This window comes from Mesorhizobium sp. M0037 (assembly GCF_040323635.1).
GTDB lineage: Bacteria > Pseudomonadota > Alphaproteobacteria > Rhizobiales > Rhizobiaceae > Mesorhizobium.
Map to the genome: position 1 here is coordinate 172517 of NZ_JAMYVB010000006.1, position 16603 is coordinate 189119.

The window sequence follows — 16603 nt, forward strand, 5'->3', positions numbered from 1 at the left end:
CGGTCTTTGCATTCAAGCCGGCACGACCTCGCCGGCCAGCATACGATAATTGCCGACGATCTTTGCCGGCGATCTGGCAAGCGGCGTCGAGCGGCGCCCGGCATGATCGGCGCTGAAGGCCTTGAAGGCTGCGAGCCCGGTCAGGCCGTCGCCATCCTGGCTGACAAGATGGATGAACTCGCCATTCTCCAGTTCCAGGACGAGGTAGCGCACGGATTGCGGTTTCGTGTCGTCGAGCGCCTCGAACACCTGTGCAACCAGCATACGGTTCTCGGCGATGCTTTCGTCCCTCACGCCGTAGCGGATGAGATTGTAGCCCATTGTCGTCTCCTGTTTTTCAACTCTGCACAGAGAAGACGTTTCGCGGCCTCGAAAAGATTCGTCGCCCGGCGAATCTTTTCGATCGTCCGGATCGTCTTTCCCGTCGACGGCTGCGCGGCAGCCGTCCAGGAGCAGGAGAGACCCATCATGCACATCCAGTTTGCCGAATTGCCGGTGTTCGACCAGGACCGCGCCAAGGCCTTCTACACCGGACATCTTGCTTGCCAGGTGGCGGAGGACCAGCTGATGGGCGACAGCGGCTGGCGCTGGATCGAGCTGACATTTCCCGGCGCCGTCACCAATTTGCATTTCGTCAAACGCCCCGATGACACGCCGGGCACTGAGCCCGTGCTGGTGCTCGTTGATGGCGATGTCGAGGCAACGGTCGCGGGCCTGAAGGCGCGCGGCGTCGAAATCATCACCGAGCCGCAGGAAGCGCCTTGGCAGCCGGGCCGCACGGTCGCCGAATTCCGCGACAGCGAGGGCAACCGCATGGTTGTCGCCAGCAAATGAGCGACACGCACCAGACCGAATTCCCAGAACCAACAGGAGAAATGGACATGACCCCTCAATCGTCGACGCTGAAAGTACCGGGCGCGAGCCTCTATTATGAGATGCGCGGTTCCGGCCCCGTGCTGTTGATCATCCCCGGCGGACCGCAGGACGCCGGCGTCTTCGCCGATGTCGCGGGCTACGTCGCCGACCGCTACACGGTGGTCGCCTATGATCCGCGCGGCAATTCGCGCAGCACCTTCGACGGAGAGCCGCAAGAGCAGGACCTCAATGTCCATGGCGACGATGCCGCGCGATTGATCGAGGCGCTTGGCGCCGGACCGGCCTATGTGTTCGGCACCAGCGGCGGCGCCCAGATCGGGCTCAACCTCGCCGCCCGCCATCCCGGCCGGGTTCGTGCGCTGGTGGCGCATGAGCCGCCCAGCATGATGCTGCTCGACGACCCGTCGCCGTCACTGGCCGGCATGCGCGACCTGCACGACACCTATCGCAGCCAGGGCGTCGAGGCGGCGATGCAGAAATTCTTCAGCGAGAACAGCCTGTCGGAAGGGCCGGGCCAGGATGAAGCCGGACCGCACGAGCCGCAAGACGGACCGCCTTCGTTCGAACCGTCGCCCGAGGAGGCCGAGACCTTTGCCAGGGTCAGCGGCAATTTCGAATACTGGCTGGCGCATGGCGTCATGCCGCTGTCGCTCTACCGTCCTGATATCGAGGCGCTGCGCGGCCGCCCGGTCGTGGTCGGCATAGGCGAAGAGTCCATCGGCCAGCCGATCGACGGCATGGGCAAGGCGCTGGCCGACAGGCTCGGCAGCAAGCGCGCCGCCTTCCCCGGCGACCATATGGGCTTTGCGCCCTATCCCGACCGCTTCGCCGAGACCTTGCACCTGACGCTCAGAGGCGCGTGAGATCGTCAGTCCAATAGGAAAGGAGCGTCCGCATGCACAATGCGGACGCCCTTCTCCCATGAAATTACCGGCTAAGATTGCTGTATCAGACGGCCTCCCAGCCTTCCTTGCCACCGGCGCGGAAGATGGCGTCAATGACCTTCTGGTTGAGTACGGACTCCTCCAGCGTGAAGACACGCTCCTTGCCGCCCTGTGCCGCCCTGGCAAACGTCTCGACCTCGCGCCGGTACTGTTGCGTGCCGGGAAAGCGGAACACCTGCGCCTCCGTATGGTTCTGGTTGTGCAATTCGATGCGGTGATGGTCGTAGAGCCCGGCATTGAATGGCGAGAACACCTCGATGAAACCCTTCTCGCCGTGGAACACCATCACCTGCCGCGCCGCCATCTGCGTCGACAGATAGAAGGACAGTTCGAAATCGCCGAAATCGGCGCGGATCGAGGAATAGATGTCGGTGCCGAATTTCTTGTCGCGCTCGATCGTCGCCTGCACGCGCAGCGGCTCCTTGCCGCTCGAAAACCGCGTCGACACCGTCGGATAGACGCCGATATCAGGCAGCGCGCCGCCGCCGAGATCGAGCTGGTTGCGCATGTTGGTGGGATCGACATTGTAATAGGAGAAGGCGCCCTGCACATGGCGCAGCCGGCCGATGGCGCCATCGGCGATGAGATCGCGCACCTTGATCCATTGCGGGTGGTAGATGACCATGAAGGCCTCGCAGACCAGCACCTTCTTCTGGTCGCGCAGCTTGATCAGCGGCGCGATGTCCTTGGCGTCGAGCGCCAGCGGCTTCTCCACCAGCACATGTTTTCCCGCTTCGATGGCCTTGGCCGTCCATTCGACATGCTGCGAGGTCGGCAGCGGGATGTAGACGCCGTCGACGTCTTTCGAAGCGAGAAGCTCCTCATACGAACCAAAGGCATGCCTGGCGCCGAACCGCTCGCCCAGGGCCTCGGCCTTCGACAGGTCGCGGCTGGCGATCGCGGACAAAACGCCATTCTCGGCCTCGACGATTGCCGGCAACAATTGCTCGCGGCCGATCTTGGCCGTCGACAAAACACCCCATCGGAACATCAGGCTTCTCCTATCGATTTACAGGCGAGGAGGTTTGCCCGAAATTGCGGGAAAAGCCAATGCGGATCGCTGGTCCTGCTAGCCTCGCTTGCCCGTCAGCGTCATGTCGAAATTGACGATATTCGAATAGATCGGCGTGCCGACATCCATGCCGTACCGGGAGCGCAGCACCTTGCCGGTGACGTGGAATTTAATGACGCCGCCCTTCAGCCCGCCGAGCTCGGCAGTGAACTTTTCCGCAAACGTCTTGCCGCGCGCCGTCAGCCGGCCGCTGACCAGCGCCGTGGTGTCGCTGGTTCGGGTTACGCTGGTCGAGCGGAACTGGATTTCGGGGCTGTTGGCCACGTCGAACACCGCATCGGAGCGCAGGAAGGCGTCGATGCGGCCCTGGCCGGTGCCGACGCTTTCGGGATAGATGGTGAAGTTGACCGCGGAACGGCCGACATCGCTGTTGTCGATGCGGATGGAGCCCTTGAAGCGGCCAAAGGCGCCGTCGAGGCCGCCGCCACCGACCTTGCCGATGGAGAAGCGAATGCTGGAGCTGGCCGGGTTGACCGTGTAGCTGCCGGCGGCGTCGCCGAGGTCCACAGCGGCGGAGACAGGCATGGCAAGGCAAGCGGCAACAGCCGCCAATCCGAAGATGCGCGCATACATGGGTTTTGTCCTTCTGGGGCAGGCGAAGTGTTGCGCCCTCACTCCAATGAACGAATGCGCGGCGCGCGCTATTCCATGTCCTGATCTGACGAAGGCGTGATCATGCGCGTGAGCACGCTGTCGCGCAGCCAGAAATGATGCCGCAGCGCCGCCAGCGCATGCAGCGCAACCAAGGCAATGCCGGCATAGGCGAGATACCAGTGTGCTACCGCCCAGAAGTTTTCCGCCGCATCGGACACGCCGAGCGGCAGGTTCGGCATCACGAAAAGGTTGAACGGCATGCTGGGGATCTCCAGCATCGACACCGAAACCAGTGCCCAGCCGGACAGCGGCACCGCGAGCTGGAAGCCATAAAGTGCCAGATGCGCCAGCGGCGCCGTCCGACGCTCCAGGCCTCCGACCGAGGCCGGCAAGGCCGGGGCCGCGTTGCCGAGCCGCCAGGCAATGCGCAGGATGAGGAGGCCGAGCAGCAGGAAGCCGAAGGATTTGTGCAGCTGGATCAGCTCGAAGGCGGTGCGCTGGCTGGTCAACCGCACCATGATGAAGCCGAGCATGAACTGGCCGATGAACAGGATGCCGATCAGCCAGTGGAGGACGATCGCCGCCCAGCCGTAGCGGGTTGAGTTGTTGGTGATGAATGCCGGCATGGCTGGTGAACGAATGGCAGCTGGGCTTTCTTCCACCCTCCCCCTTGTGGGGAGGGTCGGCGCGAAGCGACGGGGTGGGGGGGTAGCGCCCTACGAAGACTCCCACCCCGATCCGCTACGCGGATCGACCCTCCCCACAAGGGGGAGGTGGCTAAGCACCGACCTTGAAGAAATCCACAAACGCCCGCAGCGCCGGGCGCATCTGGCGGCGGCTGGGGTAGTAGACGAAGAAACCGTCGAAGGGCGGACACCAGTCTTCCAGCACGCGGATCAAGCGACCGTCGGCGAGCGGCGCGCGCACATAATCGTCGAAGACGAAGGCGAGCCCAGCGCCGTCGACCGCCGCCTGGGCGATCAGATGGTCTTCGTCGAGGATCAGCGGCCCTTGCGCCGCGATCTCGATCTCTTCGCCATCCTTCTCGAATTCCCAGCGGTAAAGAATGCCGCTGGAAAAACGGAAGCGGATGCAGCGGTGGTCGGCAAGATCGCGCGGATGGCGGGGTCTTGGCATGGTCGCGAAATAGGATGGCGCGCCGACCACGGCGCCGCGAAGGTCCGGTCCGATGCGCACCGCGATCATGTCGCGCTGCAGGCTTTCACCGAGCCGCACGCCGGCATCGAAGCCGCCTTCGACGACGTCGGTGAAGCGATCCTCGATGACGATTTCCAGCACGATGTCAGGATAGGCCGCGGCAAAGCCGCCGAGCCTGGGCGTCAATGCCAGGTGGGCCGCGGTGCGCGGCACGGTCAGCCGCAGGTTCCCGGCCGGCCGGTCGCGCGCCTCGATCGCCGTTTCCAGCGCCAGATCGATCTCGGACAGCGCCGGCCGCAGCCGTTCGAGCAGCTGCGCGCCCTCCTCCGTTGGTGCCACGCTGCGGGTGCTGCGCGCCAAAAGCCGCACGCCGAGCCGCGCCTCCAGGCTGGACACGGCATGGCTCACCGCTGAAGGCGCAATGGCCAGTTCGCGCGCCGCGCCACGAAAACTGCCGCATTGGGCGACTGTCGCCAGCACAGCCAGTTGAGAAAGATGCGCTCGATTCATTGATCTATTTTATAGAACAGCCCGTGCGAATGACAGCCAATTATCGAACGTAAGACCAGGCACTATCTCTCCTTCATCGCAACAAGGAGACGCGCCATGAAAACCCGCAAACTTGGTACTGAACTCGAAGTCTTCCCCGTCGGCCTCGGCTGCATGGGCATGAGCTTCGCCTATGGCGGTCAGGCAGAGGCCGACGCAATCGCCACTTTGCGCCGCGCTGTCGAGATCGGCGTGACGTTTTTCGACACGGCCGAAGTTTACGGCCCCTTTGAGAACGAGATACTTCTCGGCAAGGCGTTGAAGCCGGTGCGCGACAAGGTGACGATCGCGACCAAATTCGGCTTCAAGATTTCCGAGGAAGGCTCGGGCCTCGGGCGCATGGTCGGCGTCGACAGCCGTCCCGAGCACGTCAAAGCGGTGGCGGAAGCCTCGCTGAAGCGGCTCGATGCCGATGTCATCGACCTCTACTACCAGCATCGTGTCGATCCCAACGTGCCGATCGAGGACACGGTCGGCGCCATGGCCGAACTGGTGCGCGACGGCAAGGTACGGGCGCTGGGCCTGTCGGAGGTCAGTGCCGCCACCATCCGCCGGGCGCACGCCGTGCATCCGATTTCTGCCGTGCAGAGCGAATACTCGCTGTGGAGCCGCGACCCCGAAGACGAGGTGTTAGATCTCTGCCGCGAACTCGGCATCGGCTTTGTCCCCTACAGCCCGCTCGGCCGCGGCCTGCTTACCGGCACCATCGCCAAGCCCGAGGCCCTGAGCGACGACGACTGGCGCCGCACCTTGCCCCGCTTCCAGGCCGACGCCATGGCGGCCAATGCCAAGGTGATCGCCACGCTGGAAAAGCTGGCGACGGAAAAAGGCGTCACCTCGGCGCAACTGGCGCTGGCCTGGGTGCTGCACCAGGGCGACTTCATCGTGCCGATCCCCGGCGCGCGGAAAATCCGCCATCTCGAGCAGAACACGGCGGCGGCCGGGATCGAGCTGAGTGCGGCCGAAGTGGCGGCGATCGGCGATGCTCTGTCGCCGGACAAGGTGGTGGGTAAGCGGTACACCGAGGAATTGCTGGCGCTGGTGAATGGGTGAGTTTGCAGCAATAGCCAGATCAAAAGGGGCTGAACCATGCGGCTCAGCCCCTTGTCTTCAGCTAGGCGTACTGAATGAGAACCCAGGTAACTGCCTTTCCCTTGTACGGAGGGAAAGTATTGCCCTTCGCAAAGGGTCCAGTGGTGGAGTCGCGAGGATCGTCCACCTTCCAGACGCCGCTCTCGGGGCAGGTTTCTCCGGTACGCTTCTTGGTGCCAAGCGGCACCTTGGTCAGGCCATAAACGCTCATTACTTTGTCCTTCCATTGTGGACAACAAAGCCGAGGGTTGACGCGGCGAATCAGCCGTGATTCAGTGATCACGTCTTTAATCGAGACCGGCCCAGCTCCCTCGACGGGTTAATTGCTGGGTCTGACCAAAGGTCGGCCGCAGACTGCAATCTGTGGTCGACCCATTCTTTTAGCCAGCCCTCAAAAAGAAACACGATTCTGCATTTGAGTCCATCTGGCGCAACGATATTTTGTGGCCTCCACACTGATGGACACATTATCTTGTGGATTTGGTCGATGACCGCTTGAAAATTGCAGCGAATCGACACCTTCGACCTTTGTGAAAAATCACCAAGGTACAACCGATATCTCTGGCCAGGTATCCTTGGCACGCCTGCCCTTGGCCTCATGCGTCTGCTGGTTGTCCATCACCCGGTTCGGCGTGATGCGAAACGAGAAGATATCGTCGAGCCCAAACGGCGCCACCAGTTCAAGCTGCCCATCCGCGTCGTAGCGAACGCCAACCGCGTGAGTCCTCGAGGCGAAAAAGCGGAGCGCGTGGCTGGAGCTGGTATAGCGCGGGCAGGGCCGGCCGAATTTCTGCGGATACCACAGATGCACCCGCGCCTGGTTGCGCACCTCGACCGGTAGCGGCAGGCCGGCGAAGACCGTAGCGGTGCGGGCAATCACACCGTCCTCGGCCTCGTAGGACAGGTCGCTGTCATCGAAGTAGAAAAGATCAACATCCTTGATGCCGTAGCCCGATGGCTTGCCGGTCAGATGGTTCCAGACGGAATTATAGAGCGCGCCTGAAACCACCAGCCAATCCGGCAGGTCAAGCGAGCGTGCCTGCGCCAGCGCGTCGCGAACCAGTGGATCCGCCGACACGATGGCGAGAAGCGCTTCGCGTTGTGCTTCGAACGAGAACCCGGAATAGCGCAGATGATCCATCACCCTTTGGAGGGCGATTCGCTGTCGATCCGCAATCCGGACACTTGAGATCTTATCTCATTGCGGAGTCAGAATTCGTACTGAGTATGAAGAAAACTCTTGCGTACTCAGTACGCAACTGATACTCCGTGCCACGAAAATGGAGATTCCAATATGACACCGGAACAGTTCAAGGCTTGGCGCAAGGATCTCGGGCTATCGCAAGAAGCTGCAGCCGCAGTTCTCGGCGTCTCACGTGGTTCCATCGAAAATTACGAGCGCGGTAGCAGGCGCGAGGATCAACGCCCCGTCGAGATACCTACCAACGTCGTTCGGCTTGCGGTGCTCATCGCATACCGAAAGGATATCAACGCCCGGATCGAGGTCCTCGAACGGCAAGTTGAATTGCTTGAAACAGGGCATTTGAAAACAAGAGAAAGCACTATCGAGCATCCCGAATGGCGCGACACCACACAAACAGATATTGAGCACGCCCAGGAACACATCAGGACGTATCAAGGTATTCTGTCGAGGCTGGACGTGACCGCGTAGGAGCCCGCGCGGTTTTACGACCTGAGCTTCCGTTTCAATCCGGCCTTGCCCTAGCAAATCAACTCCCAGTAGGAGGGCGATTCGCCACCCCTGCCGGCAATCCCTTTACGTCCTCAGCACGCCGCCCGTCTGCTTGCCGACATTGTCGACGATCCGCTTGGCCAACGCCTCGAAATCCTCGTCGGTGAGCGTCTTTTCAACCGGCTGAATCGACACTTCGATGGCGATGGACTTCTTGGCGGCACCGAGTGAAGCGCCCTCGAAGACGTCGAACACCGAGACGCCGGTGACCAGCTTCTTGTCGGCGGCGAGCGCTGCCCGCACCAGCGTGCCGGCCTCGACCCCTTTGTCGACGACGAAAGCAAAGTCGCGCTTCACTGCCTGGAAGGCGGAGAGCTCCAGCTTCGGCTTGGTTTTCGTCGGCTTGGCCTTCGGCTCCGGCACGGCGTCGATATAGACCTCGAAGCCGCAGAGCGGTCCGGAAACGTCGAGCCCCTCCAGCGTCTTCGGGTGGAACTCGCCGAACGTGCCGAGCACCGTCTTCGGGCCGAGCTTGATCGTGCCGGAGCGGCCGGGATGGTACCAGGCCGGACCGCCTGGCTCGATCTGCAGCCGGTCGACCGGCGCGCCGCAGGCTTCCAGCGCTGCAATCGCATCGGCCTTGGCGTCGAACACGCCAACCGGGCCTGCATTGCCGGCCCAGCTGCGGCCGGAGCCGTCGAGCTTGGCGGTGCCGCGCCGCACGCCGGCGGCGACGCGTCGCTGCTGGTCGGGGCCGTCGCCCTCATAGGTGCCGGAGACCTCGAACAGCGCGACGTCGCCAATGCCCTTGTCGGCGTTGCGCTGCGCGGCGGAAATCAGCCCGGGCAGCAGCGAGGGACGCATGTCGGACATGTCGGCGGCGATCGGGTTGGCGAGCTTCAGCGCCGTCTGGCCACCGCCGAACAGTTCGGCGTGCCTGGCCGGGATGAACGACCAGGTGACGGCTTCCATCATGCCGCGCACGGCGAGCGAGCGCTTGGCGGTGCGGGTGCGGACCTGCAGCGTGGTCAGGATCTTGGAATTGACCGCATCATGCGCGCCCAGCGGTTGCGGTGCGATGTTGTCGACACCGTGGATGCGCATGACTTCCTCGACCAGGTCGGCCTTGCCGTCGACATCCGGGCGCCAGGACGGCACCGCTACATCGACGACATCGCCCGAGCCCTGCGGCTTGAAGCCGAGGCGCGACAGGATGTCGAGGCTCTCCGCCCTGGGCACCTCGATGCCGGTCAGCCGCTTCACTTCCGAAAGCGGGAAGGAAACGGTCTTCGGCGTATGGCCGGCGTAGCCGACGACCTCGATTTCCGTCGGCTCGCCGCCGCAGAACTCCAGCACAAGCTTTGTCGCCATCTCGACGCCGGGCACCATGAATTCTGGGTCGACGCCACGCTCGAAACGGTAACGGGCATCGGTGATGATGCCGAGCGTACGGCCAGTGCGGGCCGTGGTGATCGGATCCCAAAGAGCGGATTCGATCAGCACGTCCGTGGTGCTCTCGTCGCAGCCGGAATGCTCGCCGCCCATGACACCGGCGATCGATTCGACGCCATTATCATCGGCGATCACGCACATCTGCGGCGTCAGCGTGTATTCGCGCCCGTCGAGCGCCAGCACCTTCTCGCCGTCGCGTGCGCGGCGCACGACGAGATTGCCGGCGACCTTCTTGGCATCGAACACATGCAGCGGCCGGCCACGGTCGAAGGTGACGTAGTTGGTGATGTCGACCAGCGCGCTGATCGGGCGCAAGCCGATGGCGATCAGCCTTTGCTGCAGCCATTTCGGCGACGGCCCGTTCTTCACGCCTTTCACCAGGCGCAGCGCGAAACCGGGGCAGAGCTCCGGCGCCTCGATGGTCACCTTGACCGGCGTTTCACCTTTGCCAGGGACCGCTTCGACCGGCGCGGTCTTGAGCCGGCCAAGCCCGCTTGCCGCCAGGTCCCGGGCGACGCCGTAAATGCTGGTCGCATCCGGCCGGTTCGGCGTCAGATTGATCTCGATCACCGGATCGTCGAGATGCGCGTAAGCCGCGAAGCTGGTGCCGACAGGCGCATCGGCCGGCAGGTCGATAATGCCATTGTGCTCATCCGACAGCTCCAGCTCGCGCTCGGAACACATCATGCCATGGCTCTCGACGCCGCGGATCTTGCCGACGGTCAGCGTCACGTCGATACCGGGCACATAGGCGCCGGGCGCGGCGAAGGCGCCGATCAGGCCGGCGCGGGCATTCGGCGCACCGCACACCACCTGGACAGGGGCTGCGCCATTGCCGGTGTCGACGGTCAGCACCCGCAGCCGGTCGGCGTCGGGATGCTGCACCGCCGTCAGCACCTTGGCGATGACGAACGGCTTCAGGCCGGCCTTGTCGTCGACATGCTCGACTTCGAGGCCGATCGAGGTCAGCCTCTCGACGATCTCGTCGAGCGTGGCGTCGGTGTCGAGATGATCCTTGAGCCAGGAAAGGGTGAGTTTCATCACTATGTTCCGTTTTGTCTGTACCCGCCCGGACCTTGTCCATCGGGTCTGGGCACGCTTGTCTTCAAATGGCGCGGCAAGTCGTCGGGCATATGCACGAAGGGCAGCTGCTCGCGCACATAGGCATGGTGCGTCGGCCGGAAATAGGCCGGCATGTCCATGGCGCCCAGCATGAAATAGATGTGGTCTTCCAGCCGCTCGTCGACATAGGCGATAGGCGAGCCGCAAATGCCGCAGAACGAGCGCGTCACCGGCCCGTTCTCGTACATCTTCAGCGCCTTGCCGGTGAAAGCCACCTGCTCGGTCAGGAAGCCGACAAAGGCCGACACCGGCGCGCCGCTGGCGCGCCGGCAATCGCCGCAATGGCAATAGCTGATATGGTGCGGTTCGACTGATGCCTCGAACCGTACCGCGCCGCAGCGGCAGCCACCCGTGTGCGGCGCCGTCATGCGGAAAGACCTCCGAACAGCGTCGGCATGTCGAGCGGCCTGAAACCGTAATGCGACAGCCAGCGGACATCGGCGTCGAAGAAGGCGCGCAGGTCCGGCATGCCGTATTTCAGCATGGCGATGCGGTCGATGCCCATGCCCCAGGCAAAGCCCTGATATTCGTCGGGATCGAGCCCGCCGGCGCGCAGCACATTGGGGTGCACCATGCCGCAGCCGAGGATCTCCATCCAGTCCGAGCCTTCGCCGAATCGCACTTCGCCGGGCCGCGAGCGGTCGCACTGGATGTCGACCTCGAGGCTGGGCTCGGTGAACGGGAAGAAGGACGGCCGGAAGCGCATCTTGACCTGCGGCACCTCGAAGAAAGCCTTGCAGAATTCTTCCAGCACCCACTTCATGTTGGCGACATTGGCCGATTTGTCGATCACCAGCCCCTCGACCTGATGGAACATCGGCGAGTGGGTAGCGTCGGAATCCTGGCGGTAGGTCTTGCCGGGAATGACGATGCGGATCGGCGGCTTCTGCTTCTCCATGGTGCGGATCTGTACCGGCGAGGTGTGCGTGCGCAACAGCTTGCGCTCGCCCTTTTCGTCCGGCTGGAAAAAGAAGGTATCGTGCATCTCGCGCGCCGGATGCCCTTCGGGGAAATTCAGCGCGGTGAAATTGTAATAGTCGCTCTCGACATCGGGACCTTCTGCGATGGCAAAGCCGAGATCGCCGAAGATCGCCGCGATCTCGTCGATGACCTGGCTGATCGGATGGATGCGGCCGCGCTCGGCCGGCGATTGCCGCACCGGCAGCGTCACGTCGACCGTCTCGGCGGCAAGGCGCGCCGTGACCGCCACATCCTTCAGCTCGGCCTTGCGTGTCGTCAGCGCTTCGGTGACGCGGTTCTTCAGGCCGTTGATCGCGGGGCCCTTGACCTGGCGCTCCTCGGCGCTCATCGCGCCCAGTGTCTTCAGCAATTCCGAGATCGACCCCTTTTTGCCGAGAGCCGCGACGCGCACGGCTTCGATAGCAGCCTCATCGGCGGCCGACGCGACGTCGGCCATCAGGGAGTTTTCGAGAGTATCCAAGCCGGTAGCTATGTCGTTCACGGTCAAACTCGCTGTGTTGGGAGTCAACTTTGAGGTGAAAGTCACTTTCAAGTTGAAAGTTCAGCCATAAGAAAAACCCGCGCCAGCCGTGCCAGCGCGGGTTCCCCAATCAGAATTGCGAATGCTGGGAAGCGCTGGGCTCGGAGCCCGATCCCGAAAAGTTGCAGACTTTTCGGAAAGATCGCGCTCCTCGCTAAATTTCCCTGAGCATGATGTTGTCCAAAAAGTCAGCAACTTTTTGGCATCATGCTCTAGGCGACAGCGCTTTCAAAAGCATTCGGGGTGGTGTTCTTCAGATATTCGAGCGCGACCTTGGCCTTGGCCACGAGTGCGGCGAACGCCTGCGGTTCATGGATGGCCATGTCGGACAGGATCTTGCGATCGATCTCGATACCTGACTTGTTGAGGCCGTCGATGAAGCGGCCATAGGTCAGGCCATGCTCGTGCGTCGCGGCGTTGATGCGCTGGATCCACAGCGCGCGGAACGAGCGCTTGCGGTTCTTGCGGTCGCGATACGCGTACTGCATCGACTTTTCGACCGCCTGCTTGGCGATGCGAATGGTGTTCTTGCGGCGGCCGTAGAAGCCTTTCGCGGCTTTCAGGACCTTCTTGTGCTTGGCGTGCGAGGTGACGCCTCTTTTTACGCGTGCCATGTCATGATCTCCTTAAACGCTGTTCCTGAAACCGAATGCTCAGAGGCCGTTCGGCAGAAAATTCTTGATGACCTTCTTGCCATCCGGTTCAGCCAGAACCATCGTGCCGCGGGCATTTCGAATGAACTTGTTGGAACGCTTGATCATGCCGTGACGCTTGCCGGCCGCAGCCGACAGGACTTTACCCGTACCTGTGATCTTGAACCGCTTCTTGGCGGCCGATTTGGTCTTCATCTTGGGCATTTTGCTACTCCGTATTGGTGGCGCACAATCGCGCTTCTTGTTCGCTTCGGGCGGACCAAAAGCCCGAAAAGCAAATGAAACCGCCACGGCATGCCCTGCCGGGCGGTTTTCTTGGAACGGCGGTCCTATACGTCAAAGCGGGCTGGCGCGCAACACCCGAGCGGCTGCGACGCTCTGTCCGCGATCAGGGCAGCCTGAACAGCACCGGCAGAATGCCCGATTGCTGGGCGCCATCGATGGTCTCGAACACCGGCAACGCCACCAGAAACACCAGCCCGTCGAGCAAGGTGGTCAGCAAGAGGCGCGGCTTGAAGCTGCCGGTGTCGCCTTCCTGGTAGAGCGACAGCTTGGGGAAGAAACGCGGCACCCGCGCCAGATAGGCTGTGTAGGGCGCGCCGAGAACCTCCTTGAGATACCGTTCCTCGCGCAGGATGACGATGTGGAAGGCGCCGGCGCACAAAAGCGCAAACAGGACGATGCCGGAGAACGAGCCGATCTGCGCCCCGACGCCGGCGGCGGCAACGGTCGAGAACACGTAGAGAGGATTGCGGGTGATCGAATAGGGTCCGCCGGTGACCACTTCGGAGGATTTGCGCCCCCCGATATAGAGTGTCGACCACAAGCGGCCGACGACGCCAAGGAAGATCAGCAGCACGCCGACCATCTCGATCGTTTCATGCACCGGGGTATCGGGCGGGAAGGTCGACTGGCCGAACAGCAGTGCCGCAAACAGCACCACCACCAGCACCGCAAGCACCATCCGGCGCATGTGCTGGTAGCCGCCCAGCTCCTTGATGGGCGCAGGGTTGATTTCATTGGCCATGTCGGGAATCCGATCGTCGAGAAGCTTTGCCGGCGATCGCGGCGTCTGGACAGGAGAATAGGCGTCCCGCCGATCGCCGGGACGCCATGAGACAGGATTCAGGCGGATTTAGAGCGCAATGCCCGAACTGATCTAGCGCGGGGCCAGCACCATCATCATCTGGCGGCCTTCCAGCTTCGGCTCGGCTTCGACCTTGGCGATGGTAGCCGTCTCCTCGCGCACCTTGTTCAGGAGCTGCATGCCGAGTTCCATATGCGCCATCTCGCGGCCGCGGAAGCGCAGCGTCAGCTTGACCTTGTCGCCTTCCTCGAAGAAGCGCCGCACGGCCTTCATCTTGGTTTCGTAGTCATGGCTGTCGATGTTCGGGCGCATCTTGATCTCTTTGATCTCGATGACCTTCTGGTTCTTGCGCGCCTCGGCCGCCTTCTTCTGGTTGGCGTATTTCAATTTGCCGAGATCGAGGATCTTGACGACAGGCGGCACCGCATTGGGCGAGATCTCGACCAGATCGAGCCCTGCCTCTTCGGCGAGCAGCAATGCGTCGTTGATGGAAATATCGCCGCGGTTCTGGCCATCGGCGTCGATCAGTTGGACCCGGGGAACCCGGATATCACGGTTTGAGCGCGGGCCATCCTTGGTGGGCGCCGCTGCTTTGAAAGGTCTGCGAATGGTCGTGGTCTCCTTGGCCGTTTCGTTCAGGGTTTCAATCTAAAAATGTTCGGGACGCGCCAATGTGGTGAGCGCGCGGGCGGAGTCAATAGCACAGCGCTGACAGAAAATCACCCTGATCGCAGGCCTGCACCAAACAAAGGATGTCGCGAGCACTTTCCGCCTCGCCTGTGCCTGTGTCAAAAGACCGGCGAGTAAAATCAGGCTCCCGCAATCAGGCCCCCAGAACCAGGATTGATCCACAGCCATGACCGCGACCACCCCAACCCTGCTGGATGTCGACGGCATTGATATCGCGGTTCGCCATTCCTCGGGCGCAACGCCCGGCATCGTCTGGCTCGGCGGCTATAAATCCGACATGCTGGGCACGAAGGCGCAGACGCTATCGGATTGGGCGGCAAGGGAAGGCCGCGCGTATCTGCGCCACGATTATTCCGGCCATGGCGAATCCGGCGGCGCCTTTGCCGACGGCACCATTTCGAAATGGCTTGGCGAGAGCCTCGCCGTCTTCCGGCGTTTCACCGAGGGCAAGCAAATCCTGGTCGGCTCGTCGATGGGCGCCTGGATCGCGCTGCGCATGGCGCAGGAACTGCGCAAGGCGGGCGACAGCAATGTGGTTGGCCTGGTGCTGCTCGCGCCGGCGCCGGATTTCACCGCCGAGCTGGTCGAGCCGGCTCTGACGGAGGAACAGAGGCGCGACCTCCGGGAGAAAGGCTTTTTCGAAGAACCTTCGGACTATTCCGCCGAGCCTTACATCTACACAAGCGCGCTGATCGAGGACGGCAGGGCGAACCGGGTCATGACCGGGCCGATCGATACCCATTGCCCCGTCCACATCCTGCAGGGCCTGGCCGATGCCGATGTGCCGGCAAGCCATGCGCTGAAGCTGGTCTCGCTGCTGCCGGCCGACGACGTCACCTTGTCGCTCATTCCCGACGGCGACCACCGGCTGTCGCGGCCGCAGGATCTCGACATGCTGCTGAGGGCGGTGGGCGACATGGTTCAGCGGGCGGGGTAGGCAAGAATGCGCATTTCCATCCCGATATCCGCCTTTGTCGCGGCAATCGTCGGCTTCGGCGGCACGCTGGCCGTCGTCATTGCCGCCGCCAAGGCGGTTGGCGCCACCCAGGCCGAAACCGCGAGCTGGGTGACGGCAGTGTGCGTGGCGATGGCGATCGAATGCTTGTGGCTGTCCTGGCGCACGAAAATACCCATCATCACCGCCTGGTCGACACCGGGCCTGGCGCTGATGGCGGCATCGAGCGGGTTTACCATGGCTGATGCGGTCGGCGCCTTCATCGTCACCAGCTTGATGTTGATCGCCACCGGCCTGTTCAAGCCGCTGACCCAGCTGATATCAAGGATACCGGCGTCAGTCGCGTCCGGCATGCTGGCGGGCATCGTCGTCACCTTCGCGCTCAATGCCGTCAAGACCATTCCGGTCGATCCCTGGCTGATCCTGCCGCTGATCGCGGCCTTCTTCGTCATTCGCCTGTTCAACCCGGCGCTGTCGGTGCTGGCGGTGCTGATCGGCGGCGGCATCGCCGCATTCCTGACAGGCCGTGTCGGCGGACTGCCGGCGCCGGAACTGTCGACGCTGACGCTGATTGCCCCGCATTTCAGCGCCGCAGCTGTCATCGGCCTGGCGCTGCCGCTCTACCTCGTCACCATGGCGTCGCAGAACCTGTCGGGTCTCGCCGTCTTGCGCGCCGCCGGCTATCACCCCGAACCCGGCCCGCTGATCGGCGTCACCGGCCTGTTCTCGCTGCTGTCGGCGCCGTTTGGCGGCTCGACCACCAATCTGGCCGCGATCTCTGCGGCGATCTGCACCGGGCCGGACGTCCATCCCGACCCGGCCGAGCGCTGGAAGACCGGACCCTTCTATGCACTTGCCTATCTGATCTTCGCGGTTTTCGGCGCCTCGCTGGTGGCGATCTTCGCCGTCCTGCCGCAGAGCCTGATCGTTCTGGTAGCCGGCCTGGCGCTGATGGGATCGCTCGCCAACGCGCTGTCGATCGCCCTCAAGGACGAGGACCAGCGCATGGCGGCTACTGTCACCTTCGTTGTCACCGCGTCGGGGCTGACTTTGTTCGGCGTTGGCGCCGCCTTCTGGGGCTTGGTCGCCGGCCTGGTCGTGCTTTTCCTCGAAGCGCTCAAAAAGCGATAATCATTTCAGGACCTTGTCCGGTTTTGGCGGACGT

Annotated in this window: 20 protein-coding genes; 6 read left to right on the forward strand and 14 right to left on the reverse strand. The window is 62.9% G+C overall.

What is annotated here, in order from left to right; genetic code table 11:
* Window positions 1–12: 12 nt before the first annotated feature.
* Complete coding sequence (locus tag NKJ78_RS12355; RefSeq protein WP_023739767.1) at window positions 13–321, reverse strand: hypothetical protein; 309 nt, start codon at window positions 319–321, stop codon at window positions 13–15.
* A 147-nt stretch (window positions 322–468) separates the two neighbouring features.
* Between NKJ78_RS12355 and NKJ78_RS12360 the strand changes: the two genes are divergently transcribed.
* Both NKJ78_RS12360 and NKJ78_RS12365 read left to right on the forward strand, forming a co-directional pair.
* Entirely contained in the window at window positions 469–834 is a 366-nt protein-coding gene (locus NKJ78_RS12360) for a VOC family protein (protein ID WP_023672270.1), read from the forward strand.
* Between the two features lie 47 nt (window positions 835–881).
* Entirely contained in the window at window positions 882–1739 is an 858-nt protein-coding gene (locus NKJ78_RS12365; protein WP_245260482.1) for an alpha/beta hydrolase, read from the forward strand.
* Between the two features lie 85 nt (window positions 1740–1824).
* On the opposite strand, the gene NKJ78_RS12370 is transcribed toward NKJ78_RS12365, so the two are convergent.
* From NKJ78_RS12370 to NKJ78_RS12385, 4 genes are all read right to left on the reverse strand, one after another.
* On the reverse strand, window positions 1825–2811 hold the full coding sequence (locus NKJ78_RS12370) for a Gfo/Idh/MocA family protein (protein ID WP_023714484.1): 987 nt from the start codon (window positions 2809–2811) through the stop codon (window positions 1825–1827).
* 78 nt (window positions 2812–2889) lie between these two features.
* Entirely contained in the window at window positions 2890–3465 is a 576-nt protein-coding gene (locus NKJ78_RS12375; RefSeq protein ID WP_023681381.1) for a YceI family protein, read from the reverse strand.
* Window positions 3466–3533: 68 nt separating this feature from the next.
* Window positions 3534–4112, reverse strand: a complete 579-nt coding sequence (locus NKJ78_RS12380; protein ID WP_023687445.1) for a cytochrome b — start codon at window positions 4110–4112, stop codon at window positions 3534–3536.
* A 151-nt stretch (window positions 4113–4263) separates the two neighbouring features.
* Complete coding sequence (locus NKJ78_RS12385; protein ID WP_023687444.1) at window positions 4264–5154, reverse strand: LysR family transcriptional regulator; 891 nt, start codon at window positions 5152–5154, stop codon at window positions 4264–4266.
* 96 nt (window positions 5155–5250) lie between these two features.
* Between NKJ78_RS12385 and NKJ78_RS12390 the strand changes: the two genes are divergently transcribed.
* Window positions 5251–6246 (forward strand): aldo/keto reductase, encoded by a 996-nt coding sequence (locus tag NKJ78_RS12390; RefSeq protein WP_352562466.1) that lies wholly within the window; start codon window positions 5251–5253, stop codon window positions 6244–6246.
* 61 nt (window positions 6247–6307) lie between these two features.
* On the opposite strand, the gene NKJ78_RS12395 is transcribed toward NKJ78_RS12390, so the two are convergent.
* Together NKJ78_RS12395 and NKJ78_RS12400 are read right to left on the reverse strand one after the other, a co-directional pair.
* Window positions 6308–6496 (reverse strand): hypothetical protein, encoded by a 189-nt coding sequence (locus NKJ78_RS12395; protein ID WP_031199013.1) that lies wholly within the window; start codon window positions 6494–6496, stop codon window positions 6308–6310.
* A 327-nt stretch (window positions 6497–6823) separates the two neighbouring features.
* Window positions 6824–7426, reverse strand: a complete 603-nt coding sequence (locus NKJ78_RS12400; RefSeq protein ID WP_023828830.1) for a nucleotidyltransferase family protein — start codon at window positions 7424–7426, stop codon at window positions 6824–6826.
* A 153-nt stretch (window positions 7427–7579) separates the two neighbouring features.
* On the opposite strand from NKJ78_RS12400, the gene NKJ78_RS12405 reads away from it, so the two are divergent.
* Window positions 7580–7957: a helix-turn-helix domain-containing protein gene (locus NKJ78_RS12405; RefSeq protein WP_023710419.1), complete on the forward strand. Its 378-nt coding sequence runs from the start codon at window positions 7580–7582 to the stop codon at window positions 7955–7957.
* Between the two features lie 105 nt (window positions 7958–8062).
* Here the strand turns inward: NKJ78_RS12405 and pheT are convergent, their stop codons facing one another.
* The 7 genes from pheT to infC form a co-directional block, all read right to left on the reverse strand.
* Window positions 8063–10471 (reverse strand): phenylalanine--tRNA ligase subunit beta, encoded by a 2409-nt coding sequence (gene pheT / locus NKJ78_RS12410; protein ID WP_352459992.1) that lies wholly within the window; start codon window positions 10469–10471, stop codon window positions 8063–8065.
* Window positions 10472–10473: 2 nt separating this feature from the next.
* On the reverse strand, window positions 10474–10920 hold the full coding sequence (locus NKJ78_RS12415; protein WP_023696009.1) for a GFA family protein: 447 nt from the start codon (window positions 10918–10920) through the stop codon (window positions 10474–10476).
* The gene (gene pheS / locus NKJ78_RS12420) at window positions 10917–11969 is read right to left on the reverse strand and encodes a phenylalanine--tRNA ligase subunit alpha (RefSeq protein ID WP_032891898.1); all 1053 of its coding nucleotides are present in this window, start codon (window positions 11967–11969) and stop codon (window positions 10917–10919) included. Before pheS ends, NKJ78_RS12415 begins: the two co-directional genes overlap by 4 nt.
* Window positions 11970–12265: 296 nt before the next feature.
* Entirely contained in the window at window positions 12266–12667 is a 402-nt protein-coding gene (gene rplT / locus NKJ78_RS12425) for a 50S ribosomal protein L20 (RefSeq protein WP_023672281.1), read from the reverse strand.
* Window positions 12668–12706: 39 nt separating this feature from the next.
* Window positions 12707–12910: a 50S ribosomal protein L35 gene (rpmI, locus tag NKJ78_RS12430; RefSeq protein ID WP_006201248.1), complete on the reverse strand. Its 204-nt coding sequence runs from the start codon at window positions 12908–12910 to the stop codon at window positions 12707–12709.
* A 184-nt stretch (window positions 12911–13094) separates the two neighbouring features.
* On the reverse strand, window positions 13095–13733 hold the full coding sequence (locus NKJ78_RS12435) for a methyltransferase family protein (protein WP_023755491.1): 639 nt from the start codon (window positions 13731–13733) through the stop codon (window positions 13095–13097).
* Window positions 13734–13865: 132 nt separating this feature from the next.
* The gene (gene infC, locus NKJ78_RS12440; RefSeq protein WP_023744911.1) at window positions 13866–14402 is read right to left on the reverse strand and encodes a translation initiation factor IF-3; all 537 of its coding nucleotides are present in this window, start codon (window positions 14400–14402) and stop codon (window positions 13866–13868) included.
* A 247-nt stretch (window positions 14403–14649) separates the two neighbouring features.
* Between infC and NKJ78_RS12445 the strand changes: the two genes are divergently transcribed.
* Together NKJ78_RS12445 and NKJ78_RS12450 are read left to right on the forward strand one after the other, a co-directional pair.
* Complete coding sequence (locus NKJ78_RS12445) at window positions 14650–15420, forward strand: alpha/beta hydrolase (RefSeq protein WP_023693062.1); 771 nt, start codon at window positions 14650–14652, stop codon at window positions 15418–15420.
* A gap of 6 nt (window positions 15421–15426) precedes the next feature.
* Entirely contained in the window at window positions 15427–16569 is a 1143-nt protein-coding gene (locus NKJ78_RS12450; RefSeq protein WP_352459991.1) for a benzoate/H(+) symporter BenE family transporter, read from the forward strand.
* The last annotated feature ends 34 nt before the right edge of the window (window positions 16570–16603 follow it).